This window comes from Segatella copri (assembly GCF_015074785.1).
Taxonomy (GTDB): Bacteria; Bacteroidota; Bacteroidia; order Bacteroidales; family Bacteroidaceae; genus Prevotella.
Map to the genome: position 1 here is coordinate 3693100 of NZ_CP042464.1, position 24493 is coordinate 3717592.

Genomic DNA, 24493 nt, shown 5'->3' on the forward strand with positions numbered 1-24493 from the left:
AACAAATTATTATGGTAAAGTCAGTTAATACAAATAAAGTAGAAATGGATAAGAAGGCAGCTGCTGCTGTCGTGTTTGAAAACCCTGAATTCGGTAAGATTCGTACCTTGACCGATGAGAACGGAGAACCTTTGTTCTGCGCAAAGGATGTCTGTGATGTGCTGGGGTATAAAAAATCAAGAAACGCTGTAAACCAGTTGGTTAACCCACTTGACGCCCTAAAACAGGGCGCATGGGTAGTGACAGGCATCAAGAAGGATGGAACTGATGCGAAACGTTTCCAGCAGATGATTTACGTTTCGGAGAGCGGTTTCTATGCTTTGGTTCTCGGCTCTAAGCTTTCTACTGCCGTGAAGTTCAAGAACTGGGTTACGGCTGATGTGCTGCCACAGATTCGCAAGACGGGTGGTTATATCCCGGTGCAGCAGGGAGAGAGTGATGAGGAGACAATCCGACATGCAGAAGAAATTCTTCGTGCTACGCTCAAGGAGAAGGAGAATCTGCTGAAGAAACAGCGCCTGCAGATTGAACAGCAGAAGAAGCTTATCGGCGAACAGGATACCGAAATCCGCCGCTTGAATGATGTGGTGGATGAGCAGGTGGTTCGCAACGCCAAGAATGGTGAGAACATCATACAGTTGGAGAATCAGGTGGGTAATCTTCTGCCTAAAGCGCTTTACAGCGATAACGTGCTCGATTCCGTTTCCTGCTTCACTACTACGCAGATTGCGAAGGAACTCGGCATCACAGCCCAGGAGCTGAACCGCTCGCTCTGCGCTCTGCATATCCAGTATTACCAGAGCGGTCAGTATCTTCTCTATGCCGATTACGCCCACATGGGTTTAGCCAAGAGCCGTACCCGCTACAGCGCCTTCCTCGACCCGAAGAGCGATGGCAGACAGGAGAAGATGGGCAGAGCCTACACCCATACCTATCTTGTATGGACCGAGCGAGGACGAAAGTTCATCCATGACCTTGCCCATCGATACTGGGAACTGAGTGAAAAGGTAAAAGGGTAAAAAAGTAAAAAGGTAAAAAGAGCCTAGCGGAATGTTAAGCTAGGGTGCTCTTTTTACCTTTTTTTAGGGGACCAGCGATGGAATCGCTGGGGACGGGGACGAACGGGGGGTAGGCCTTTTTTACCTTTTTACTTTTTTACCTTTAAAAGCCTTTTTACTTTTTGGAAAGCGTGTGGGGTATATTATCTCAAAACATACTTTCCGGCTGGTGTCTTGCTGAACTTCACCTGATAGGCTTCAGAGACAATCTGCAGCGCCTCGGTGAGGCTGTTGTTCGGCAAGGTTCCTGTGAAAGGTTCGATGGTATCCATTTCTACAGCAATCTCTACTCCGTAATTCTTCTCCAGGCTTCTGATGACTCTGCCCAGCGATGCATCACGGAATACCAGCTGCTTCTTCTGCCATGCACAGGCATCCTCGATATGCGATGTTTCGCGGATATCCATCTTTCCAGTCTGTTTGTTCACCACTACGATTTCGTTTGGCTTCATCGTATAGGTACTGCCGTTGGCAAGGGAAGTGAGCATCACGCTACCGTTGAGCAGCGCAACTTCTGCTGTCTGTTCTTTCTTGCGGTTGATGACGTTAAACTCAGTACCCAACACTTTGATTTCCATTCCCTGCATGTGGATGATGAATGGATGTCGGGCGTCTTTGGCTACCTTGTAGTGAGCTTCGCCTTCAAATTCAATCTCGCGATTGTCCTTGCAGAAATCCTGTGGTGCATACTTGATGCTGGAGAGCGAATTGAGCGCTACCACACTCTTGTCGGGCAGGGTGATGCTCACCTGTTCGCCTTCCTGGGTGGTGATTTCTGTCAGCGGAATCGCCGCATATTGCCTGTTTTCCTTATACATCATTCCCATAATCACCATGCAGATAGGCAGGGCAATAGCTGCCGCTATCTGGGTCCACTTGAGGACGCGCTTCAGGGTGAATTGCTTACGGGTTCCTATCTGTTCATGAATTTCGGCCTTGATACGTGCCAAATCTTCGTCGGAGATACCGCTATCCGGGATGATGCCGTGCAGCCATTCCTCTTCCATGGCTGCTGCTAATTCTTCATCTGAACAGTTGTTGATCCGTTCCTTCAGATTAGCTAAGTCTGTACTATTCTTGATGTCGTCTAACATAAAACAATCCTTTTTTAGATTATACACGGTTCGGTAGATAATGTACCGTTAAATTATACTAAAAACAAGAGCCACATCAGGTTGGTGCGGTTGCTGATAAGCTGTCGAAGCTGTTTCAAACCCATCGACAACTGGTTCTTAACGGTCTGTTCACTATAGTTGAGTCTCTCGGCAATCTCCTGATTGTTGAGCATCTCCAACTTGGAGAGTCGGATGATTTCCTGCTGCGTCTTGGGCAGCTTGGCAAGCATCTGGTTGAGCTGTCTGACGAAATCATCATACTCCAGCTGACTGTCTGCAGCGGTACTGTTGTGATGGTCAAGATAATCCATGTAGTCTTCATACACGGGCGAATTGATGACCTTCCTGTAGGCGTTGATGAGGTAATGCTTGGCTCTGAGGAAGAGCAGCGGCTTTACGCTTTCTGCCTCTTCCAGCGTGCTTCTGTTGTTCCAGAGCCATACGAAGGTATCTTCCATGATTTCTTCGGCATTCTCCTTCGACTTGGTGTATTTCAGGCAAAAGGCAAAGAGTCTGCGGGCATATAGCCCGTAGATCTCATCGAATGCCTTCATAGATCCTTTTTTGAGTTGAAGGATAAGTTCTGTTTCTGTCTTTTTAAACATGATAACTATTCACTAAAATCCATCTAAATCATATTCTTCGCTGTCCAAATCCAGACTGTCGTCGTTGTCGTAAGTTGTCTTTGGCGCTTTTTCTTCCTTTATATCCGCATCGGTTCCCTGGGTTCCGGTCGTTCCGTTTTCGGATGTTCCGGTAGTTCCGTTACTGAAAGTTCCGGTAGTACCATTATCGAAAGTTGCGGTAGTTCCGGTTTCTATTTCACCGGTTGTCCCGCTTTCGGCAGTTCCGGTTTCTTCTTCATTTTCTTCTGAATCATCCGTCTTTTCCTGCTGGATGATTTCCTCCGGTTCTTCAAGCAGTGGGTCCTTGCTGATTTTCAGCGGTGCCAGATGCTGGGTATAGAAGAGGGTATAGTCGTCGTAGCTCAGACTGGTGCCCAGCAGCAGGAGGTTTGGTTCGCTGATTACGATGCCGCGGGCTCCCTTTGAGAGGAGCTGGGTGATGGCCTGATGCTGGTAGATGTCGTTGGCATACTGGCGTGCTTCGTCGTAATTGCGGAAGCCCTTTACCTGCATGCGGTGCAGACCATTCTGCTCATCGATGACGAGGTCGAAATTACGCACGAGATAGGAGGTGAAATTATATTTCGCCATCTCGAAGAGCAACTGGTTCTCGTTTACAGAATCGGGAACGTAGGCGAGCATGAAGACGAATGGCTCGTTGCGCTCGATGCTGAATACTTTTGCTTTGGATTTGACATCATCATTGAGTACGGCGTTGCGGCGCGACCATACATTGCTCAGGTCGAATGTGCCGCCCTTGAGCTGTCTGCCGGCTTTCACTCCGTTGAGAATCATTCCTGCCATCTCGCTGAGTCGGCTGTTCGGATATTTCTCTACCACCTGCTGCATATCATCAAGACAAGCCTGGATATTACCCTCGTGGAGCTGGGTGAGTCCGCCGATAAAGAGGAACTTGTCGCGGTTGGCTCCTTCAGGATAGCGCTTGTCTGAGATAGTCCTGTTGTGTACCACCTTATTATATAGGTTAGCCTTGAAGGCATCGTAGGTGGCTGCATAGAGCGAATCTTCGAGATGAATGCCCATCTTCGCATCTTCCTCATAATAAGGAGAGGTGAGCAGGGCGGTCCATTGACTCTCCGGATAATTCGCTTTCAACAGGTCGAGATAGCGGCTGGCGATGGCTGGCTGCTTCCTGATGTTGTAGAGCAGGTAGAGGTGATAGTAGGCATCATCGAGATGTTCGTATGCAGCGTTCTTCTTCACCAGTCGCTGCAGCATGCGTTCGCTTTCGTCCAGATCATTGAGTTTGTCTTTCAGAATGATGCCGGCATGCAGCAGGCCGTCGTCCAGAATCTGATTGCTTTCTGCCATCTTCTCTTCGGTGAGCGGAATCTGAGCGAGATAGTAGGCACGCTGATGCGGATCTTCTTCTGCATTCAGGTTCTTCTCTTTCTCCTTCTCAAGGTCTTTCTTCTGTGCCTCGTTGAGGAGTGAATCGCGCTGTTCGTCGGTCATTTCTTCTACACCTTTGGCATCGGCCACTACGGTCTGGTTGCTCCGTCGCCAGTTGTCTATGTTCTTTCTCTTACCCCAGAGGCGCTCAAACTGCTGTTTGCCTTGGGCTACGGCAGATTGGGAGTAGAAATACCAGTTATTGCTGTTGCCGAAACCGCCGTTGCCCATGGCTCCGTTTCCGAAGCCGGATGAGGCATTGCTGTTTCCCTGATTCCTGTTGTTTCTGCTGTTATTACCATTACCGTTGTTTCTGCCGGCACTTTGGTTGTCTTGTTTTTCTGCCAATTCCTGGTCGGCAAGTCTTCTCTTTTCTTCCTTTTCCTGCTTTTTCAGGGCTTCTATCACCTTGTCAATGGCGACATTCCGTTCTGTTTCGCTCATGCGGGCGAGTGATTGTAGGGAGTCCTGCAGATGGATGGCGTCGGTATAAGGCACCAGTTCATCGAGAACCTTCGAGCGGTCGGAGAGCTGTTTGTAGTCTTTGCGGTCCTGGTCTAGGAGTCCGATGGCAGCATCATAGCATCGCTTGGCATCGCCATAACGGTGGCATTGCCAGTATACATTGCCCAGATGCAGCAGCAATACACCTTTCTCTATTCCGTTGCGGCTTGATTTCGCGGCACCCTTTTCGTATGCAGCAATAGCCTGAAGGGTATCGCCCTGGTTGAGATGTATGTTGCCGATGGCATAATAAACCTGGTCGAGATATTCCTGATTCTTGTCGCTCGCAGCCATTCGCTTCAATTTGGATACCATCTTCCGGGAGTTGTTGGTTGCCAGCACCTCGGTCATGGAGATGCGGGCATTGAACTCCAGTTCGTAAGGCGGATTGAGGCGGATGACATGCTTGAAGGCACGGTAGGCATTCTGGGCATGTCCCTGTTGTGCTTCTACCTGTCCCATCAGATACCAGAGGCGGGCTTTCTGCTTGCGTCGCATCTCATAGCCGATGGCTTTGCGGAGATACGGAACGGCCTCCTGATAGCGTCTGGTCTTCAGATAGTAGAGGGCATAGGTCTTGTCCCATTCCTTCTGGGCACGCCAGTGGATGGAATCGCGCTCGATATTACGGATTACATCTTCGGCATCGTATATCCATCCCGATTCGAGATAACTCTTGGCGAGCCAGGCACGTGCCTTGCCGTAAATGCCGGGTTGGGTGGCGTAGAGACGGCTCATATAGGCGAAAGTAGCTGCTGCCGACTGGAAATCGCCTTCAAAAAACTGGGAACGGCCCATCAGCATCCATGCCTTCCAGAGGAACGGATTATATTCACGGCGATGCAGCCATTCCAGGTCTTTGGCAGTCTTGCGGCGTTTCTTGTCCCATACCGGGCGGCGCTTGATGCTATGCTGGTGAATGGCTTTCTCACATTTCTCGATGGCGCGGTCGTAGTTCGACTTGCCCAGTTCGCGGCTGTTCTTGTTGCCAACCGTATAATAAGGAATCATTTCAGAGTAATTGTCCTTATTTCCGTTTTCCTTTTCGAGCGAGCCTTCTATATAGGCTACGGTACCATTATAATAGGTGTTGTATCGGGCGTTGAAGGCATGCCACCATCTGCTCTTCGCCGTATTCTTCTGCGTAGAGCATCCTGCTATGGTCATTGCGAAGGCAAGGATAACCATAGCTGGCAAGAGGTTTCTGAATGGGAAATGCTTCAACATAAGTTTCTTCTTTATTTTAAATTATACTTTCTGAGCGTGTGAAAGCCTTAGTGCTTTCTGGCTGCCAGTATCCTTGCTGCTGCAAACAGGATGATGCTGACGAAGATGATGGTTGCACCTGATGGCACATTGAGCAGATAACTGGCATAGAGGCCCACGATGCAGTCGATGCAGCCTATCACGATGCTGGCTCCTATCATGCGCTTGTAGCTGTAGGTGAAGAGGTTGGCTGTCATCTGTGGTATGGTGAGCAGACTGATGGCAAGTACGATGCCCACCATCTTGATGGTTGCCACGATGGTCATGGCGATGAGCGTCATCATCATATATTCTATCGCTGTAACCGGCAGATGTTGCGATTTTGCAAAGGTGCTGTCGAATGCGATGGCCTGGATAGGACGCAGCAGAAAGGTGAACAGCAATGCTACAAACAGGGTAAGACCTGCCAGTAGCCAGAGGTCTGTGCTGTCGATGGCAAGTATGCTTCCGAAGAGGAAAGAGGGCAGGTCAGGCATGAATCCAGGAGTAAGGAAACAGCAGATGATGCCCACGCTCATGCCTAGGGTCCAGAACATGGCGATGGCAGAGTCTTTGCGCACATCTTTCTTCCGTGATACCCATTGCACGCCGAAGGCACTCAAGATGGCGAATACCATGGCAGAGAGTATAGGGTTGATGCCTGCAAATACGCCGATACCGATGCCGCCAAAAGAGGCATGCGTAATGCCACCGCTGATGAAAACCAGCCGGCGGGTGACGATGTAGGTGCCTACAAAGCCGCACAGGATGCTTGCCAGTAGGGCGCCAATCAGCGCGTTCTGAAAAAATGTATATTGCAGTATATCCATGTCTTTACTTTGAACTTTAAACTTTGAACTTTGCGCATTGCATGTTTAACTTAGAAAACTGATGACTTCGTCCTTAATCTGGTTGGGCAGGTTGATGCCTCTCAGTATCAGACTTCGGTTCCATCCCGCCACTTCGTCTGGCTGCATCGTATAGAGCACTTCCGAGAATTCCTCTACCTCCTCATCGGTATAGTCATCGGCAGCTCTTCCTGCAAACCGGTCTAGTTCCTCGTCATCGTAGTATTCTATTTCCTTGGTGGCGGCTTCCATCATGCATTCCTGTTCGCATTTGGAGTTCTCTCCGTTGCAGGTATTGCATGATACGCCTTCCTGCAGCGGTTCTTCATCCTCTCCCTTGCGATGAGAGATGATGCCGAAGACTGCGGAAATCAATCCTAGTGCCACCAGGGCCAAAATCAGGTACAACATTTACTTTGAACTTTGAATATTGAACTTTGAACTTTATGATTAGCAAAGGCTGTTGAATTCTTCACTCTTCACTTTTCACTCTTCACTTATTTCAAATCCCACCTTTTTCAGGTCTTCCCAATAATGAGGATAGGATTTGCTCACTACCTCAGGATTGTTGATTTCAATCTGAGGGAACTTGAAGGCAAGAGGGGCGAAGGCAAGTGCCATGCGATGGTCCTCGTAGGTATCGATAGGCTCGAAACTAGGCTCGCAAGTCTCGCCATCCCAAATCAGCGTGTTATCGTTCTCGTCATAAATCACGTAACCCACCTTCTTCAGCTCCTTCTTCAAAGCCTCGATGCGGTCGGTCTCCTTGATCTTAAGACTGGCAAGACCGGTGAACTTAAACTTTACGCCCAGGGCACAGCAGGCTACAACGATGGTCTGTGCTAGGTCTGGAGAACCGCTGAAATCGTAGTCGAAACGAGGCAAGAGACAGCGCTGGACTTTCAACTTGACAGGAGAAAGAACATCACGGTTCTCAAATTCTGATTTCACGCCCAGCAGACTGAAGATGTATTTCACGACAGAATCGCCCTGCTTGGAACTGTCGAACAGACCTTCGAGTCTTACCTCAGAATCAGGGTTTCCGTTCAGCGCCATCATTTCATACCAGTAAGAAGAAGCGCTCCAGTCATTCTCGATGGTGTAGTCGGCTAGGCAGCTGTAAGGTTGTGGCTTAACGGTGATGGTATCCACATCGGTCCATTCTGCACAGGCTCCGAAGTTCTGCATTGTCCACAGCGTGAGGTCGATGTAAGGACGTGATGCTATCTCGCCCGTCAGTTTCAGTTCCAGACCGTTTTTCAGGATAGGACCAATCATCAGCAGCGCCGAGATATACTGCGAACTGATGTTTCCCACCACTTCGAGATGTCCACCTTCCAATGGCTTACCAACGATGTGGAGTGGAGGATAGCCCTCTTTCTTTTCATACTGTATATCAGCTCCGAGGTAGCGCAGGGCATCTACCAGGATAGCAATAGGGCGGTTCTGCATGCGCTCGGTACCTGTGATGGTATGCTCGCCCGGTGTAGCAGAAAGATAGGCGGTCATAAAGCGCATGGCAGTACCGGCAGCCTTGATGTTGATGACATCAGGCATATCGCGCAGTGCCGCAATGATGACTTCTGTATCATCGCAATCGCTCAGGTTGTGGGGCTGCAACTTGCATCCCGCCATGGCATTGATTACCAATGCACGGTTGCTGATACTCTTGGAAGCTGGCAAGTTGATACTTGCATTGAGTTGGCGTGGAGCCTTGATTGTATATTTCATTTTCTTCTTGTTTCTCTTTTTTTTATACTCTTCTGATTTTGCTATTTCTCAGCCTTCAGTATCCGGATGTCCTTGATGCTGACAGCCTTTTCCTTGGCATATCGGATAGGGAGGTCATCTTCCGTTTCCGGCATCTCATCCCATGCACGGGTTCTCGGACGAATCTTCTTCGGACCCGGTATCAGGGGCGAATAATACAGAACCTGACGGATGCGGTTTGCCTGTTCTGGGGTGAAACGCATGCTGTAACAGATGCTGTAGTCCATCAGATTGTCTGACTGCCATTCCCCATTCTTGCTGTTGGTGCGTTTGGCAAGCTCTCGCATGCTGAGCGTGGTATCCTTTTTGATGGCTTGTGCTTTACTGACATAGTCTGTCAGCCATTTGCCGTATGCTATTCGGTTGTAGCTTGGTGTATCATCGCAATAGTCTGAGTCGTCATCATCATCGGCAGCCTCTGATTTGTCTTTCACAGTCTTTTCTGAGAAACTGTGGAAGAGACCCAGATAATGCCCCAGTTCGTGAGCCAGCGTAGCATTCGGGTCGGCTGTATTGTAGGTATATCCCTTATGATTCTTATCTGTGGTATACCGGGTTCCTTCTTGATCCCTTCCCACATAGATAGAATTGAGCGAAACGCAATATGGAAATTTGCCCGGTTTGCTCAGCGGGTAGTTCTTGCCGTTGCTCAAACCATCTATCTGTGGATAGCCGCCTACCTGATAAGGCAGATGACTGATGCCCAGCGTGGTGCTGTTTTTATCGGTCTTCTTGAAGGCATATACCATCACATTGATGTAGTTGTTCTGGTCCCAGCAGTACTTTACATAATTCTTGTCCTTCATGAAACTCTCGCAGTCGAACTCCGATTCTGAAACCTTGATATATTCCACACCCGGTGTACTGAGTCTCTTGCCGCTCTCATTCTTCTCAGCCAGTTCGAACAGGATATGCAGGTTCTCGCTCGGGATGGTATCCATCTGATAGTTGTAGACATCACCCTGATAAAGTTCGTTCACATTGGAGAGAATCTCCTTGAGACGGGTATACTCGATGTATTGCGTGGTGTTACTGTAGAAGACATGGAAGATGACAGGCAGATGATAAACATAATCATCGCCTGTAATGATATCTGTGTCACGGTCTTGCCCGTTGGATCTGATAGGGTCGCCGATAGAGCCTTCGGTATCCTTGCATGATGCAAAGCTGAGGACGGTGAGGGCGATCATGAAATAAAGAATTTTTCTCATGCGCGTACCTTATATTATATATTTTCGTGCAAAAATACAAAAATAAAAGAAGATAGGCGAGAAATATCCTGAAAAAGTTTCTCAAAATGCCAAAAAACTTGTGCTTTCATCTTCTTGATGTATGTCAATTCAGTTACATTTTGTAAACTTGGCTCCATGAAAATAGCGTTTTGTAAGGTATGTCTTCGTGCAATATGCGAAATTTTAGGCTATGAAATTGCAAATTGTAAGATTGTGTGCGTTCTAAAGCAAAAAGTATAACTTGACCAAAAAATAAGATAAAATAGCGTTAAGGAATTATGAACTTTTCGAAAATCGTTGTATCTTTGCACCAGAAAAAGAAACAATGACAATAAAAATAACATCCTAAAAATAAACGATATGAAACGAATGATATTATTCTCATTGATGGCTTTGATGACCATAGCAGCTTTCGGTCGTAAGCACGTAGAGAATGCAACAGTTGTAGCTGACACTATTTTCTATGCAGAAAATATGAGCAATGTAACCAGTGCAGATCAGGCTAGTTATTACAGACTGCTGATGACTACTGGTTCAGGCCTTAACAAGAAGGACGTTTTCCAGGACTTCTATATGAACGGTAATCTCCGTGCTGAAGGTGGTTATAGTTTTATCGACCTCGGCAACGATCGCAATACTATCTTTAATGGTGAGGTTACTACCTATTATAAGAATGGTAAGGAGAAGTGGCATGGCAAGTATGTCAATGGCAAGCGCGAAGGCTACTTCACACTCCAGCTCCGTGAAGGCGGTGTAGCTGTCGTTCAGTTCAAGAATGGCAAGTCAATTCACGATTACTTCATGGTAACTTACAAGGACGGTACTTCTGAGAAGAGAAATCTCTCTGAGTTGAAGCAGTTCATGTAATCAGAAATAAGCAACTATGTAGTTTTTGTTACTTCATTGAATTAGAAGAAAATCTCTCTTATATAAATTAAAATTTTATGTTGATATGACCAATATGGGGATGGCTTCCGTGAGGAAGGTGCATCCCCTTTTTTTGTTGGGGGTGTGCCATAAGTCTGGACAATAGTTGGTGCATAACAGTTGGGCAACGCATGCACAACAGCTGTTGTGCATGCGCATATCAGCTGTTATGCAAGCGCACAACAGCTGTTGTGCGGCCGAAGATACTGACTGTCTCAACAACATATCCTATCTCTTCCAGCAACTTATCCTATCTCTTTCAACAACTTATCTTATCTCTTCCAGCAACAGATTCTATCTCTTTCAACAACATGACCTATATTTACCAACAACAAGAAGGAGGGTGTGTCATAAATCAATAGCTCGCATACTTCTGGGCTGCATTGAACTTGATGACAGAGAAGAAACTTTACAATCACTGCGTTCAGAAAGGCGGCAGAAGATCGTCCGTGAGAAGTTGGATGAATGGTGTGCTACCAAGGGTTATAGGGATACGTCGCTGAATATGATTACCCTGTCACGTTCGTTGGATATCAGCAGATACGAGTTGTCGCGCTACCTCTCATCCTGTCTCAATACCACCTTCCGCCCCTGGCTTGCCGAGGTGCGTTTTGAGGCTGCCAAGAAGATGATGTTGGATAACCCCGACTTCGGTAATGACATCATTTCTGCCGAGTGCGGCTTCTCTTCCCGTACCCATCTCTACCGTATGTTCAAAGAGAAAGAAGGCTGCTCTCCTACGGCTTGGAGAGAGAAAAACTGTTAAAAAGTATGTATTAGGTGTCGCATTCCCCACGAATGAGACACCTTTTTTGTAGGAATGCGACACCTATGTGGGGGAATGCGACACCTTGTTTCAAAGAAAAACACTATATTTGCACCATGAAAAGTATAATAGAATCATTAGCCAAAGAAGAACAGGCTATCCTGATAGTAGCTCTGTTTCTCCTCATTTATGTTGGCATCATGATTAATGTCATGGTGAGGGAATATAGGACCTATCTTGATGATTACCCGATGTGTCATTTCAGCCTGGGTGATTTCATCAGGAGAGGGCGTTTCTATATCTGCCTCATTCTCGGCGTAGTGTTTATCACGTTCGTGTGTCTGGTAGTCAGTCTGATGGCAATCAGTATTCAGTAATTTCTTGATAAAAAATAATAACAAATATAATATTTAATTATGAAACATTTTTCAAATCAATCCAATGGGTCGCACGTCGGCCGTATGAACAATGGGGGGGTAATCCGTAGATTCGCTCTGTTCCCATTGATGTTGCTCATGTTGTTGCTTCTGCCAGCCAATATGGTGGCGGAGACTGATTACGACACGTCTGTAACGCTTAAAGAGTTAGCAGGTAACCCTGTGGGCTACAAGGGTGAGACTTACGCTAATCTCTTTGATGGCAAAAAGGAAGACGGCAATTTCTCTAAGTGGTGCTGCGAGTTTAGCGGCAGCGCCTATGTCATCTTAGAAGCCAGCAAGGCAGGAATTCCTGTGGGCTACATCATCACTACGGGTAATGACAATGCAAATCCTAAATGTGGAGGTCGCAATCCGTTGTCATGGAAACTCTATGGCAACAACGAAGGCAAAGAAGGCGCTTGGACGCTTATCGATAAGGTAGAAAATGACAAGGTGCTCCAGGATAAGAACTATGCTTCGTACAACTTCGACTGCAAATGTTCTACCTCTTATCAATATTTTAAATGGGAAATCTCGGCTATTCATAGTGGAAGCCTATTGCAGGTAGGCGAGTTTGAACTCAAACTCAAAACCTGTACTCACCTGAAAGCCGATGGCTCGTCTGCTCTTGGCGCAGCAATCAAAACCGTAGAACCTACTTGCACAGAGCATGGCTATACCACAAAAGAATGCTCTCTCTGTCATTTAATTGTGAATGAATATTTGAATCTTAAGCCACACACTCTCACTCATCATGCACTGAAAGCTGCTACATGTACAGAGGCTGGTAACATAGAATACTGGCAGTGCAGTGTATGCAACAAACTCTTCAGCAATGAAGCCGCAACTCAAGAGATTACTGATGCTGCCAGCCTTGAGATTCAAGCAAAAGGTCATCAATACAACAGTGAAGGCACTTGTACAAAATGTAACGCAAAAGGACCTCGCTATACTTTGTTCGATGGTTTGGATGGTATAACCGATGTTACCTTTACTTGCAATGGTGATTATCCTTGGAAGATGCTGGACTTGGGAGACGAAGGAATGTCTGAGGTCTCTTCCTATATTACAGATGAAAGCATAGGACTGATGTCAAATAATTATGAGATGGATTACAGTACATCTGAAATTGTAATCAAATTCAATGTAGAAAAGCCTATATTATTTTCATTTAAATATCTAATTTCGGCAGAGTATTTTGACAAATTCATTATTACTTTAAATGGCAAAATGCTTGATGAAATTAGAGAAACAAACCAAAAAGTGTATAAAAGCATTTTAAATAAGGGTGAATATTCTTTGACATTATCTTACGAAAAAGACGGGGATATAAGTGATGGTGCTGACCGCGCAATCATATACGATCTGAACACGGCAACCACTATTGATGACTATATCGCAGATTATGAATCGTCTAACAATACAATTACATTCAAAAAAATCAATTCTGACAATCTGGGAGCTCTTGATTCAAACCATACAGTTATAGTGTGTAATGAACCGACGGTGAATGATGTGTGCTCTTTTTTAGGGATAAAGTACTCAGATATCAAGAGTGTCGTTTTCGATGAGAGTTTCATTACATACACTCCAACATCGTTGAATAGTTTCTTTAGAGAACTCAATAGCTTGCAAACTATTACAGGTCTTAAATATTTGAATACAGCGAATGTGACGGATATGGGATGTATGTTCTATAATTGTCAAAATCTCAATTCGCTCGACCTTACTAGCTTCAACACTCCGAAGGTGGAGCATATGTCCTATATGTTCCTTAACTGCTACGCTCTCACAACCATCTACGCCAGCGACAATTTTGTTACGGGAAAGGTTACTGATGGTTCTAGAATGTTCTCGGGCTGCACAAACCTCAAAGGTTTTATACATTATATGAGTAACCCAGACAAAATCGACCAAACCTACGCCAACTACAAGACTGGCTATTTCACCAAGCTGGTAGGCAAGAATGGCGATGAGAAGATAGGAGCAACGGGAGAAACTCTTGCTACGGATAATCTCGTTCTTGACGATGGCAAGGACTTCGTGGCTTACGAGCCATTCGCAGCCAAGGCTGCATCTTACAGCCGCACTGTAGAAGGTACTACCTGGGCAACGCTCTGCCTGCCTTTCGAGGTATCTCTCGATGGTCAGAACTTCCGTGCCTTCAAACTCCTTTCGGCTGATGAGGGTACAGAAACCGTAGAACTCGAAGAGATAGAGACAAGCATCGAGGCTGGTACTCCTGTTATTATCAAGATGAAGGATGGAGAAACAAAGCTCGACTTCACTGTAGCCAACAAGGAGATTGCAAATGAAGTAAAGACAGCAGAAACAGATAATGGCAACTATCAGCTCCAGGGACTCTATACCCAGAAGGAGTTCAGCAAGGATACTGATAACAACTGCTACATCGTGAAGGGCGACAAGCTGATGAACCCAGCCAAACTGTTGGGTACATCAACAAAGTCTGTGGGCAGCAAGCCTTTCCGTGCTTACATGGTAGATAACTCTTCTGCTCCTGCAGCTGGTGCCAGAATGTTCAGCATCAGCGTCGGCGGCAGCACCACAGCCATCGAGCAGTTGGAGTCTACAGCAGATAGCAAGGCAGAATACTACGACCTCCAGGGCCGTCGCCTACAGAATTTGCAGAAGGGTGTGAACATCGTGAAGCGTGGCGGCAAGACCATGAAGGTTATCATCAAGTAATAAAAAATAGTAATAAAAATAGATATGAAAAAGAAAAGATATATCAAGCCAGTGGTTAGCGTCATGGAAATGGAAACCACAGCCATCCTCGCCGGCTCTGTTATCCAGAAGGCGTCAGAAGCGGATTACAGCGACGAAAAAGTGAAGGATTTCTGGGATAATGAAACTAATAAGGGAATTTGGGCAGACTAGCCCCAGATTCTCTATCGTACCCCCAGGCTTCACATCTGATGCCTGGGGGCAACATAAAAAGAGGGTGTGTCATAAACCACATCCCATACGCCCTGTTTTACTCTAATTGAGCAAGCTTTGAGCGTATTTTTTAACGTTAATTATATTTAACGACCCTTGGGTCTTGCCTAATGAAGTTTGCGTCATAGTATTCACCTTTTTCCACGAGGGTGAATATGATCCTTAGCAACTTGTTTGCTATGGCATTTAGTACATAATGACGCGGCTTTTTATCTATTAAAGTACGTCTCTCGTAATACAGTTTAATCTCCTTGTTGTGCAATCTGGCGCTTTCTGCGCAGATGTACAACAAGGTCTTTGACCGTCTATTACCAATCTTGGATATATGTGCTCCCTTGTCCATTTTCCCCGATGATTTTTCGTATGGCGCAGTTCCTGCATAAGCAGCATATTGGCGCGCTGTAGTTATTTTTGTGAAATTCTCTGTTTTTACCAATAGTTCTACTGCGGTAATCAGCCCAACTCCATCGACACTTTTAACAAGCTCATAGTTGTGGCGAATGCTCTCATGTCCATTTATGACTTTCAACATTTCTTTTTCCGTCTCTGCAATTTCCGTGTCCAACATCTCTTTGATGCGGTCCATGCTTCGCTTGACGGTAAGACTTCTGATAGGACGACAATCCTCGCTCTTGTCGGCTGTTATTAGCTGCTTACGCTGTTCTACAAGCATTTCCCGGTGGCGTGCCAATTGACGAAGCTCATATAGAGCCTCTTCTGGAAACGTCTTGTATTTCAGCTTATCAGGATATCTCTCTCCAAAATCTCTGAGCAGTGCACAATCCAGGACATCCGTCTTGGCACGGTCAGGGGTAGCTCTGTATCTATGGATGACATATCCACCCACAAAGGCAATCTTCACATTGCTATCCATGCAGCACTTCAAGAGAGTATCACCATAAACTCCGGTATGCTCAGCAACCAATACAGCATCGCTTGGAAGGGTTTCTAAAAACCTTCCGATACTCTTAAAATTGTTCTTTACAACCTTATGTGAAGGGTGGTTTGATACTTTTTTTGATGTCAAGTCGAAAAAACTTACGTCAAATTTCTCTTTTGCCAAATCTATTCCGTATATTTGCATATTGAATAAAGTTTTTAATAAGAAGGGTGCTCCGTTCTGAGCGGCTACAACTATACTACGAGTCCTGTCTTGTTCTACACAAGCAGGCTAATTTACTCTCAAGCTTCTGCTCAGAAAATATCCAGTTCCCCAAACAGGGCTAAGCCTTTACTATGCTAGAAAGGGCACAGGGTTAACGCTGGATATGGAGTATTCTTCTTTTTTTATTGTACTTATCTAATTTTCTGCAAAGTTAACAAAAGTTTGCAGATATAAAGATTTTTACCTCTTTATTTTTCCAAGTGCAAATATAATAGAAAGGGCAGAAGCTCCTAGCCCAGGGCATCGCCCTGGGTTTTAATACAAATACAAAAAAATCGCCCTGAAAGGGCAAAAGCTTTCAATATCAAAGCTTTTGCCCTTTCAGGGCGACTTTGCTTTTGGTCAACATTACCCAGGGCGATGCACTGGGCTAGGAGCTTTTGGGCTTTCAGCCCGACCTTGCTGCCATTATCTGGACTTATGACACACCCTCTTCTGATTATTCTTATTGCTGTTGGATGAAAGGTTGGATTAGAACGTTAAATCTACTTCTACCGGACAATGGTCGCTGCCCATGATTTCTGTATGGATTTTAGCTTCTGTAATCTGTTCCTTGATACGGTCGGAGACAAGGAAGTAGTCGATACGCCAACCGGCATTCTTCTCGCGCGCCTTGAAACGGTATGACCACCACGAATAGGTTACCTCATCAGGGTGGAGATAACGGAAGCTGTCGGTGAAGCCATCATTCAGAAGAACGGTCATCTTTTCGCGCTCCTCATCGGTGAAACCGGCATTTCGGCGGTTGGTCTTCGGATTCTTGATATCTATCTCTTCGTGTGCTACATTCAGATCGCCGCAGATGATAACAGGTTTCTTGGCATCAAGAGATTTCAGAAACTTGCGGAAATCGTCTTCCCAAGTCATGCGATAATCCAGGCGCTTGAGTTCTGTCTGAGAATTTGGGGTGTAGCAGGTAACGAGATAGAACTGGTCATATTCCAGCGTGATGATTCTGCCTTCATGATCATGTTCCTCTATGCCCATGCCATAGCTTACGCTCAAAGGCTTGTGCTTGGTATAAATGGCTGTACCAGAGTATCCTTTTTTCTCAGCGTAGTTCCAATAACTCTCGTAGCCCTCAAACAGAAGGTCGAGCTGTCCCTCCTGCATCTTTGTTTCCTGCAGGCAGAAGAAGTCGGCATCGAGTTCCTTAAACTGGTTCTCGAAGTCCTTGCCTACGCAAGCGCGCAGGCCATTTACATTCCATGATATAAACCTTAACATTGTGTTTATTGATTATTTAGTAGTGATTATTGATTATTTAGTATTGATTATTTAGTAGTGATTAGTGATTACTTATGGACTCTAACGATTATCACTAATAACTAATAACTAATCATTATATTTAAATTCTCTTCGTTTCTCCTCTCAGCAGACTCATAAACTCCTGGCGGGTGTTCAGTGAATTGAAAACTCCGCTGTAGTCGCTGGTGGTGGTAATAGAATTCTGTTTCTCTACACCTCGCATTTGCATGCACATGTGCTTGGCTTCTATCACAACCATCACACCCTGAGGATTCAATGTTTCCTGAATGCAGTCTTTAATCTGCTGGGTAAGACGCTCCTGTACCTGGAGACGGTGGCTATAGATATCAACCACACGGGCTATCTTGCTCAGACCGGTAATCTTTCCGTTTGGGATATAAGCTACATGCACCTTGCCATAGAAAGGAAGCATGTGGTGCTCGCACATCGAGAAGAAATCAATATCTTTCACGATGACCATCTGGTTGTATTTCTCTTCGAAGAGGGCATCGGTCAATACCTTGTGTGCATCCTGTGTATAGCCACGAGTCAGTATCTGCATAGCCTTGGCTACTCGCATCGGCGTTTTTACAAGTCCTTCACGTTCAGGGTCTTCTCCCAAGAGCTTTAATACTTCAGTATAGTGTTCTGCGAGTTCGTCCAATCCCTCGCGAAATTCTGTTTCTGTATTCATCTTATTTATTTTATAATTCTTAATAAATAGTCAATAATTTACAATTAATAGTTTATAGTTAGACCTACGGCATCAATGCTGTAAACTGTTAACTATCACTATAAACTATTAACTAGTACTGTACCGTAATCAGTCCCTTTACAAGGCATGCCTGTCTGTATCCCAGGGAGCGAACCTTGGCGAGTATCTTCTGGGCTTCAGCTAAGCTGCGGAAGTTGCCCATTCGGCAAATCCATCTTGGTGAGTAGAAATGAACATAAACCGGCTGTTCTGGGAAATGAACTTTTAGCTGGTTGCCTGTCCGTTCTGCTTTCAGACGGTCGTTACGTGAATTGCCGCCAGCAAAAGCCTGTACTCTATATCCTGTAACCTTATAGCTTTTGCGCATCACTTTCTTGCGCATATCCACTACAGGTGTCTCTTTTTCTTCGTTTTTGTTCTCTGCCTTTTGGGCATTGTTCACGTGGGCATTCTCTCGGGTTGCCTCACGATGCTGTGGCTCAGCCTTTTTCAGGGAATCAGGACCCTGCTTGTGCTGAGTTTCAGGCTCTTTTTCTTTTTTCTGTGGGGTAGTCTTAGTCTTGTCGTCTTGTGGAATCACTTGTTTGCCGTTTACCAGTTCATCAATCGCCTTACTTTGGTTCACGGTTACAACACCCTTTCCCGGTTCCTTCTTTTTGAGATGGTCCAGGTAGTTCTGCGCATTAGCTGTGAATGTTGAGCAGAGGATCATAATCAATAATGTGACGAATTGTTTCATGACTATTCCTTTTATTTTTTTGTCATCTTGTTTTAAAACAGCACCTTATTTTTGGATCTCTATATATAATAAGGTGTAATGAAGAATGAAGGGATGCGCTTCACGAGAAGGCATCCCTTCGGGAAATGTAATATCCTTATGAGATTACTTCTTCCAAGCGTCGATGATACCCTTGAAGTCAGCAGCCTTCAAAGAAGCACCACCGATCAAACCACCGTCGATGTTTGGCTTAGCGAAGAGCTCAGGAGCGTTGCTAGCCTTGCAGCTACCACCGTAGAGGATTGAAGTCTCCTCAGCAGCCTCGTTGCCATACTTCTCTGCTACGATAGAGCGGATGTATGCCAACATCTCTTCAGCCTGGTCAGAAGTAGCAGTCTTACCTGTACCGATAGCCCAGATTGGCTCGTAAGCAAGGATGATGTTCTTCCAAGCGTCAGCGCTCAAGTGGAATACTGAACCTTCCAACTCAGCCTTTACTACCTCGTTCTGCTTCTCAGCCTCACGCTCCTCGAGAGTCTCACCGCAGCAGAAGATAACCTTCAAACCGTTAGCCAAAGCCAACTCTACCTTCTCCTTCAAGATCTCTGCTGTCTCGCCATAGTACTGACGACGCTCTGAGTGGCCGAGGATAACATACTGAGCACCTGTGCTCTTTACCATCTCTGCTGAAACCTCACCAGTGAAAGCACCCTTAGCCTTGTCTGCGCAGTTCTCTGCACCAAGACCTACAATCTCTGAATCCAAAACCTGAGCTACTGAAGCCAAGTGGATGAATGGAGTACAGATTACTACGTCGCAGTTTGGTTTGTCTGCTACCAATGCCTCGTTGATCTCCTTGGCGAGAGCAACACCGTCCTGCAGGTTCATGTTCATTTTCCAGTTACCTGCTACAATTTTCTTTCTCATTTTTCTTTTCTTTTTAAAAGTTGATAATATTCTGTTCGAATTCTCTTTCTTTCTGATCCAGGCGCCCCAAGCCCAGAGCCGGTCGGCAATGGTGAGGAGTACCAGTGGAATGATGAACCAGGAGATGATGCCGGCTATCTTCTTGGCGGCACTTACTTCCGGCATCTTGCCTATCTCGGTCTTCTCCAGTGGCTTGTCACCAATCTCTGCCATGTCAGGCAAATCGTTGTGGCTCCATTTCTGGATGATGGTTCCGTTCTTCAGCAGAAGAAGACCTGGGTTGCTGCGGATTACCGTTTTCAGCGTAGTCTCGTCTGTGACATAGAAGGGATATTCCGCTCCTGTTATGTCCTGCCAGTGCTTGATGGCTTTCTCCGTACTTGCCGTGAGGCAGAGAAAACGGTAGTCATGGTCATTGGCATATTCGTAAATCTCATCGATATTGCCGAAGTTGCTGTCATCGGCAAATTCAAGATGTGGCGAAACCAGGAGGAAGGTATAGCCTTTATCGTGAATCACTTCCTGGGTAATGTCTTCTCCCGTCTTGGCATCAGCTATGCTGAAGTCGTGGATTGGAGGTACGTAACCTTCTTCGGTCTGAACCGTCTTGCTGTCGATGAAGGTCCAGGTAGAGTCGGGATAGTTGTCTATCGTAAACTCCTTCCGCTCTCCGTTCTTCTCCAGGATGAAGGTGGTATCAAACTTGGGTTGCTTGGCTCCTTTCGGTATCTCCATGCCCTTGGCGATGTTGACACCTATATGATAAGGACGGAAGTCGAATTGCGGAAGATACCACAGACTCCAGATACTCATCACGATGGAGAAGAGGAAGGTGTAGTTGATCACCACCCACTGGGTCTGTCTCGAGATGAGTCTCTGCATCTCCAGCGGCTTTCTCCAAAGCAGGACGGCGAATATCAGGAGGATGATGTTCTTGATGAATGTCTCCATATTGGTGAGCACTACGGCATCACCGAAGCATCCGCAATCCTTTACTGGGTCTGCGATAACGATCCACAGGGTAATCAGCGTCATCACGCTCATCACGGCAAGGGTGATCTTGCTCATCAGTCTCCGTCGGATGGCGAAGAGGAGGAAGATACCGATGGCAAACTCTGCAGTGGCTAGTAATACCGACATCACCAGGGTGCTCCATGAAGGGAACATCCAGTCGATGTGCAGCGCCTCCAGATAGTCGGTTATCTTGTATTGCGTGCCTAATGGGTCAATTCCCTTCACAAATCCTGAGAAAATGAAGGTTATTGCCATCAGCAGTCGCCCGATATTGACCGCTATCTTTGTTAATATGTGAGTTGCCTTATTCTTCATCATTTTATATTTTTACTTCTCGCTCATTTTGATGGCACCGAAGACGGCATAGTTGATGATGTCCATATAGTTGGCATCAATACCTTCAGAAACGAGGGTAGCGCCTGCGATGTCTTCAATTTCCTTTACGCGCTGAATCTTGGTCAGGATGAAGTCTGTATAACTGCTGACTCTCATCGAGCGCCATGCTTCATCATAGTCATGGTTCTTCTTGAGCATCAGTTCCAGTGCCTCCTTTGCATGGAGGTCGTATAGTTTCATAGCCTCTTCGGGTGTCATATCCACCTCATCCACGAAAGGCTTTTCTAGCTGGATGAGTCCTATGATACCATAATTGATAAGGGCAATGAACTCCGGACGGATACCTTCGCCAACCAGAGATTCTTTCTTGATTTCGAGCGAGCGGATGCGCTTCGCCTTGATATAGAGCTGGTCTGTCAGAGAAGAAGGGCGCAAGATTCTCCAAGAGGCTCCATAATCATGAAGCTTCTTCTCAAATAATGTCCTGCATTCACTCATGACATCCTTAAACTGCTGTTCTGTTTTCAATAAATCTGCCATAATAATTTCGAAATTCGGTGCAAATTTACGCATTTATTATGAAATAGCCAAATAATTATTTTGTTTTTCGCTTAAAATACAGTAACTTTGCACCCCGAAAGTAAAAAGAGTATGAGAAATTTGACCAATGCCGAACTGGCACAGATACTGGATAAGGATATATTTCATAAGATTTCAGAGGCAGCAGATGGGCTGTCTGTGGAGTGTTATGTAGTAGGTGGATATGTGCGTGACCTCTTCCTGGAGCGACCTTCCAATGATATTGATGTCGTTGTGGTTGGTAGCGGTATAGAGGTAGCTTCTGCCTTGAAGAAGATGCTCGGGAGAAAGGCGCATCTCTCTGTGTTCCGTAATTTCGGAACAGCACAAGTGAAATATCAGGATACAGAAGTGGAGTTTGTTGGCGCCCGTAAGGAGAGCTATCATCGCGATTCCAGAAAGCCTATTGTGGAAGATGGAACGCTGGAGGATGACCAGAATCGCCGCGACTTTACCATCAATGCGATGGCTATCTGCCTGAACAAAGACCGTTTTGGAGAACTCGTAGATCCTTTTGATGGTGTCTACGATATGGAAGATGGCATTATTGCCACTCCGCTCGACCCGGATATCACTTTTTCTGATGACCCGCTGCGTATGATGCGTTGCGTGCGTTTTGCTACCCAACTCAATTTCCAGATAGAGGAGGAGACCTATGATGCGCTCTCCCGTAATGCCGAGCGCCTGAAGATTATCAGTGCTGAGCGAATCTGCGACGAGATGAACAAGATTATGCTCTCCAAGCACCCAAGCAGCGGTTTCTATTACCTGAAAGATACAGGTCTGCTCGATCTCATTCTGCCAGAACTGGTTGCGATGGACAAGGTGGAAACCCGTAACGGTAGGGCACATAAGAATAATTACGACCATACGATGGAGGTGCTCGAGAATGTGTGTAAGCATTCAGATAACCTCTGGCTCCGCTGGGCTGCTCTCTTCCACGACATCGGTAAACCGAAGAGCAAGCGCTGGGACAACAATATCGGCTGGACATTTCACAGTCATAATATAATAGGTGCAAAGATGATTTCGGGTATCTTCCGCCGTATGAAACTTCCGATGGATGCGAAGATGAAGTATGTGCAGAAACTGGTAGAACTCCACATGCGTCCGATTGTGATTGCTGATGAGGAGGTTACCGACAGTGCCGTTCGCCGCCTGCTGAATGATGCCGGCGATGACATCAACGACCTGATGACGCTCTGCGAGGCTGATATCACCAGCAAGAACCAGGTGCGCAAGCAGCGCTTTCTGGATAATTTCAAGATGGTGCGCGAGAAACTGGTTGATTTGCAGGAACGTGATTACAAGCGACTTCTCCAGCCATGCATCGATGGTAATGAGATTATGGAGATATTCCATCTTACACCTTGCCGTGAGGTAGGCACCCTGAAGCAGTATCTCAAGGATGCTGTATTGGACAATAAGGTGGCTAATGAGCGTGAACCGTTGATGGAGCTTCTGATGAAGAAGGCTCAGGAGATGGGATTGGTAAATGCAGAAAACTCAAAATAGAGAATAATTTTTGTTAAATAACGGCTCCTTGCGAGCCGTTATTCATTTATTATTAGTACTTTTGCAACGCTTTTAAAACTTAAAGGCGTATGAAAGTTTTCGTTAGAGGACGGAAAGAACTTTTGAATAAGAGAAGATAAAAGATTAAATAATAAATTATAATATAAAATAGGTATGAAAATTAAAAGCGTTTTGTTTGTTGCAGCAGTTTGTGTTCTTGCTGCGTTGACATCATGTGGTGGAAGTAAGAAGGGCGGTCTGCCTGACTTCAGCGACGATGAGTTCGCTGTGGCTACTATCGGTACTTCCAGCGCCGCATTGCAGACTACCTATCCTGCTACCATCAAGGGTATTCAGGATGTAGAGGTACGTCCTAAGGTTTCTGGTTTTATCACTAAGGTTTTTGTACACGAGGGACAAACTGTATCAGCAGGTCAGGCTTTGTTCTCTATTGATAGCGAGACCTATCAGGCTGCTGTCCGTTCTGCAGCTGCCGCTGTAAATACAGCTAAGGCACAGGCTAATACAGCCAAGTTGACCTATCAGAACAATAAAAAATTGTATGATAGCAAGATTATCGGTGAATTTGAACTCTCTACAGCAGCTAACAGCTATGCAACAGCTAAGGCTCAGGTAGCTCAGGCAGAGGCAGCATTGGCTTCAGCCCGCGAGCAGTTGGCTTGGTGTACCGTTACCAGCCCTTCTGCTGGTGTAGTAGGTAGCCTTCCTTTCAAGGTTGGTGCTTTGGTCAGCGCTTCTGGTCAGGCTTTGACTACTGTTTCCAATATCAGCACCATGGAGGTATTCTTCTCACTCTCTGAGTCTCAGATTTTGAGCATGTCTAAGACCAATGGTAGCGTTCAGGCTGCTATCGCAGCGTTCCCAGCTGTTAAGTTGCAGTTGGCAGACGGTTCTATCTATAATCACCCAGGTAAGGTGGTTAAGATGAGTGGTGTCATCGATGCTACTTCCGGTTCTATCTCTCTCATCGCTCACTTCGCTAACCCAGAGAAGTTGCTGAAGAGTGGTGGTGCAGGTTCTATCGTCGTTCCTAACGATCATAACAGCGCTATCGTTATCCCTCAGGAGGCTTGCTCTCAGGTTCAGGATAAGATCTTCGTTTATATCGTAACCAAGGATAACAAGGTGAAGTATTCTGAGATCAAGGTCAATCCACAGGATGATGGCAAGAACTATATCGTAACTGCAGGTCTTCATGTAGGCGATCGTATTGTTTTGAAGGGTATTACCAAGTTGACCGATGGTCAGCAGATCAAGCCTATCACTCTGGAGCGCTACAATCAGAAGATTGCTGAGGCTGCCAAGTTGGCTGAGTCTCAGGATAACGCTCATGCCTTCGCTACTGCTATGGGCGGAAAGAAGTAATATATAATA

General features: G+C 45.9%; 21 protein-coding genes. 8 read left to right on the top strand and 13 right to left on the bottom strand.

Translation table 11 applies throughout. The annotated features are described in order from the left end of the window. Positions 1–11 precede the first annotated feature (11 nt). Positions 12–1019, top strand: coding sequence for a phage antirepressor (locus FO447_RS15130; protein WP_200757087.1), 1008 nt, complete (start codon positions 12–14; stop codon positions 1017–1019). Between the two features lie 182 nt (positions 1020–1201). Here FO447_RS15130 and FO447_RS15135 read toward each other — a convergent pair whose 3' ends face one another. From FO447_RS15135 to FO447_RS15165, 7 genes are all read right to left on the bottom strand, one after another. After that, entirely contained in the window at positions 1202–2152 is a 951-nt protein-coding gene (locus FO447_RS15135) for a FecR family protein (protein WP_117727323.1), read from the bottom strand. 53 nt (positions 2153–2205) lie between these two features. Then, positions 2206–2727, bottom strand: coding sequence for an RNA polymerase sigma-70 factor (locus FO447_RS15140; protein ID WP_234699024.1), 522 nt, complete (start codon positions 2725–2727; stop codon positions 2206–2208). Between the two features lie 63 nt (positions 2728–2790). After that, positions 2791–5943, bottom strand: coding sequence for a tetratricopeptide repeat protein (locus tag FO447_RS15145; RefSeq protein WP_200757091.1), 3153 nt, complete (start codon positions 5941–5943; stop codon positions 2791–2793). Positions 5944–5990: 47 nt separating this feature from the next. Continuing rightward, positions 5991–6791, bottom strand: a complete 801-nt coding sequence (locus FO447_RS15150; RefSeq protein WP_200757093.1) for a metal ABC transporter permease — start codon at positions 6789–6791, stop codon at positions 5991–5993. A gap of 45 nt (positions 6792–6836) precedes the next feature. After that, positions 6837–7220, bottom strand: coding sequence for a hypothetical protein (locus tag FO447_RS15155; RefSeq protein WP_200757095.1), 384 nt, complete (start codon positions 7218–7220; stop codon positions 6837–6839). Between the two features lie 75 nt (positions 7221–7295). Then, positions 7296–8540 carry a 3-phosphoshikimate 1-carboxyvinyltransferase gene (locus FO447_RS15160; protein WP_200757097.1) on the bottom strand — a complete coding sequence of 415 codons (1245 nt, stop codon included), beginning with the start codon at positions 8538–8540 and terminating at the stop codon, positions 7296–7298. 41 nt (positions 8541–8581) lie between these two features. Beyond that, positions 8582–9790 carry a zinc-dependent metalloproteinase lipoprotein gene (locus FO447_RS15165; RefSeq protein ID WP_200757099.1) on the bottom strand — a complete coding sequence of 403 codons (1209 nt, stop codon included), beginning with the start codon at positions 9788–9790 and terminating at the stop codon, positions 8582–8584. Between the two features lie 381 nt (positions 9791–10171). Here FO447_RS15165 and FO447_RS15170 point away from each other — a divergent pair, with 381 nt between their 5' ends. From FO447_RS15170 to FO447_RS15190, 5 genes are all read left to right on the top strand, one after another. After that, complete coding sequence (locus tag FO447_RS15170) at positions 10172–10678, top strand: VCBS domain-containing protein (RefSeq protein WP_117695525.1); 507 nt, start codon at positions 10172–10174, stop codon at positions 10676–10678. Positions 10679–11081: 403 nt separating this feature from the next. Further along, positions 11082–11504, top strand: a complete 423-nt coding sequence (locus tag FO447_RS15175; RefSeq protein WP_234699025.1) for a helix-turn-helix domain-containing protein — start codon at positions 11082–11084, stop codon at positions 11502–11504. A gap of 116 nt (positions 11505–11620) precedes the next feature. Then, positions 11621–11881: a hypothetical protein gene (locus FO447_RS15180; RefSeq protein ID WP_147329681.1), complete on the top strand. Its 261-nt coding sequence runs from the start codon at positions 11621–11623 to the stop codon at positions 11879–11881. 39 nt (positions 11882–11920) lie between these two features. Further along, complete coding sequence (locus FO447_RS15185) at positions 11921–14629, top strand: BspA family leucine-rich repeat surface protein (protein ID WP_200757103.1); 2709 nt, start codon at positions 11921–11923, stop codon at positions 14627–14629. A gap of 24 nt (positions 14630–14653) precedes the next feature. Then, positions 14654–14821: a hypothetical protein gene (locus FO447_RS15190; protein WP_181975261.1), complete on the top strand. Its 168-nt coding sequence runs from the start codon at positions 14654–14656 to the stop codon at positions 14819–14821. 136 nt (positions 14822–14957) lie between these two features. Here FO447_RS15190 and FO447_RS15195 read toward each other — a convergent pair whose 3' ends face one another. The 6 genes from FO447_RS15195 to FO447_RS15220 all read right to left on the bottom strand — a co-directional run bounded on the left by FO447_RS15195 (position 14958) and on the right by FO447_RS15220 (position 21544). After that, on the bottom strand, positions 14958–15965 hold the full coding sequence (locus tag FO447_RS15195) for an IS110 family transposase (protein WP_200756378.1): 1008 nt from the start codon (positions 15963–15965) through the stop codon (positions 14958–14960). 552 nt (positions 15966–16517) lie between these two features. Continuing rightward, positions 16518–17273 carry an exodeoxyribonuclease III gene (locus tag FO447_RS15200; RefSeq protein WP_200757105.1) on the bottom strand — a complete coding sequence of 252 codons (756 nt, stop codon included), beginning with the start codon at positions 17271–17273 and terminating at the stop codon, positions 16518–16520. Between the two features lie 121 nt (positions 17274–17394). Beyond that, on the bottom strand, positions 17395–17988 hold the full coding sequence (folE, locus tag FO447_RS15205) for a GTP cyclohydrolase I FolE (RefSeq protein WP_119227323.1): 594 nt from the start codon (positions 17986–17988) through the stop codon (positions 17395–17397). Positions 17989–18100: 112 nt separating this feature from the next. Then, positions 18101–18748 (bottom strand): SPOR domain-containing protein, encoded by a 648-nt coding sequence (locus FO447_RS15210; protein WP_153072366.1) that lies wholly within the window; start codon positions 18746–18748, stop codon positions 18101–18103. 144 nt (positions 18749–18892) lie between these two features. After that, positions 18893–20986: a BT_3928 family protein gene (locus FO447_RS15215; protein ID WP_153089014.1), complete on the bottom strand. Its 2094-nt coding sequence runs from the start codon at positions 20984–20986 to the stop codon at positions 18893–18895. A gap of 9 nt (positions 20987–20995) precedes the next feature. After that, positions 20996–21544 (bottom strand): DUF1599 domain-containing protein, encoded by a 549-nt coding sequence (locus tag FO447_RS15220; protein WP_228112452.1) that lies wholly within the window; start codon positions 21542–21544, stop codon positions 20996–20998. A gap of 111 nt (positions 21545–21655) precedes the next feature. On the opposite strand from FO447_RS15220, the gene FO447_RS15225 reads away from it, so the two are divergent. Both FO447_RS15225 and FO447_RS15230 read left to right on the top strand, forming a co-directional pair. Next, on the top strand, positions 21656–23098 hold the full coding sequence (locus tag FO447_RS15225; RefSeq protein ID WP_118255015.1) for a CCA tRNA nucleotidyltransferase: 1443 nt from the start codon (positions 21656–21658) through the stop codon (positions 23096–23098). A 174-nt stretch (positions 23099–23272) separates the two neighbouring features. Beyond that, positions 23273–24484: an efflux RND transporter periplasmic adaptor subunit gene (locus tag FO447_RS15230; protein WP_154480208.1), complete on the top strand. Its 1212-nt coding sequence runs from the start codon at positions 23273–23275 to the stop codon at positions 24482–24484. Positions 24485–24493: the final 9 nt, after the last annotated feature.

What these genes read in the sequence shown, in the direction of transcription:
- FO447_RS15130 (WP_200757087.1), top strand. Translation starts at nt 12, where the DNA reads ATGGTAAAGTCAGTTAATACAAATAAAGTAGAAATGGATAAGAAGGCA.
- FO447_RS15135 (WP_117727323.1), bottom strand. Translation starts at nt 2,152, where the DNA reads ATGTTAGACGACATCAAGAATAGTACAGACTTAGCTAATCTGAAGGAA.
- FO447_RS15140 (WP_234699024.1), bottom strand. Translation starts at nt 2,727, where the DNA reads ATGAAGGCATTCGATGAGATCTACGGGCTATATGCCCGCAGACTCTTT.
- FO447_RS15145 (WP_200757091.1), bottom strand. Translation starts at nt 5,943, where the DNA reads ATGTTGAAGCATTTCCCATTCAGAAACCTCTTGCCAGCTATGGTTATC.
- FO447_RS15150 (WP_200757093.1), bottom strand. Translation starts at nt 6,791, where the DNA reads ATGGATATACTGCAATATACATTTTTTCAGAACGCGCTGATTGGCGCC.
- FO447_RS15155 (WP_200757095.1), bottom strand. Translation starts at nt 7,220, where the DNA reads ATGTTGTACCTGATTTTGGCCCTGGTGGCACTAGGATTGATTTCCGCA.
- FO447_RS15160 (WP_200757097.1), bottom strand. Translation starts at nt 8,540, where the DNA reads ATGAAATATACAATCAAGGCTCCACGCCAACTCAATGCAAGTATCAAC.
- FO447_RS15165 (WP_200757099.1), bottom strand. Translation starts at nt 9,790, where the DNA reads ATGAGAAAAATTCTTTATTTCATGATCGCCCTCACCGTCCTCAGCTTT.
- FO447_RS15170 (WP_117695525.1), top strand. Translation starts at nt 10,172, where the DNA reads ATGAAACGAATGATATTATTCTCATTGATGGCTTTGATGACCATAGCA.
- FO447_RS15180 (WP_147329681.1), top strand. Translation starts at nt 11,621, where the DNA reads ATGAAAAGTATAATAGAATCATTAGCCAAAGAAGAACAGGCTATCCTG.
- FO447_RS15185 (WP_200757103.1), top strand. Translation starts at nt 11,921, where the DNA reads ATGAAACATTTTTCAAATCAATCCAATGGGTCGCACGTCGGCCGTATG.
- FO447_RS15190 (WP_181975261.1), top strand. Translation starts at nt 14,654, where the DNA reads ATGAAAAAGAAAAGATATATCAAGCCAGTGGTTAGCGTCATGGAAATG.
- FO447_RS15195 (WP_200756378.1), bottom strand. Translation starts at nt 15,965, where the DNA reads ATGCAAATATACGGAATAGATTTGGCAAAAGAGAAATTTGACGTAAGT.
- FO447_RS15200 (WP_200757105.1), bottom strand. Translation starts at nt 17,273, where the DNA reads ATGTTAAGGTTTATATCATGGAATGTAAATGGCCTGCGCGCTTGCGTA.
- folE (WP_119227323.1), bottom strand. Translation starts at nt 17,988, where the DNA reads ATGAATACAGAAACAGAATTTCGCGAGGGATTGGACGAACTCGCAGAA.
- FO447_RS15210 (WP_153072366.1), bottom strand. Translation starts at nt 18,748, where the DNA reads ATGAAACAATTCGTCACATTATTGATTATGATCCTCTGCTCAACATTC.
- FO447_RS15215 (WP_153089014.1), bottom strand. Translation starts at nt 20,986, where the DNA reads ATGATGAAGAATAAGGCAACTCACATATTAACAAAGATAGCGGTCAAT.
- FO447_RS15220 (WP_228112452.1), bottom strand. Translation starts at nt 21,544, where the DNA reads ATGGCAGATTTATTGAAAACAGAACAGCAGTTTAAGGATGTCATGAGT.
- FO447_RS15225 (WP_118255015.1), top strand. Translation starts at nt 21,656, where the DNA reads ATGAGAAATTTGACCAATGCCGAACTGGCACAGATACTGGATAAGGAT.
- FO447_RS15230 (WP_154480208.1), top strand. Translation starts at nt 23,273, where the DNA reads ATGAAAATTAAAAGCGTTTTGTTTGTTGCAGCAGTTTGTGTTCTTGCT.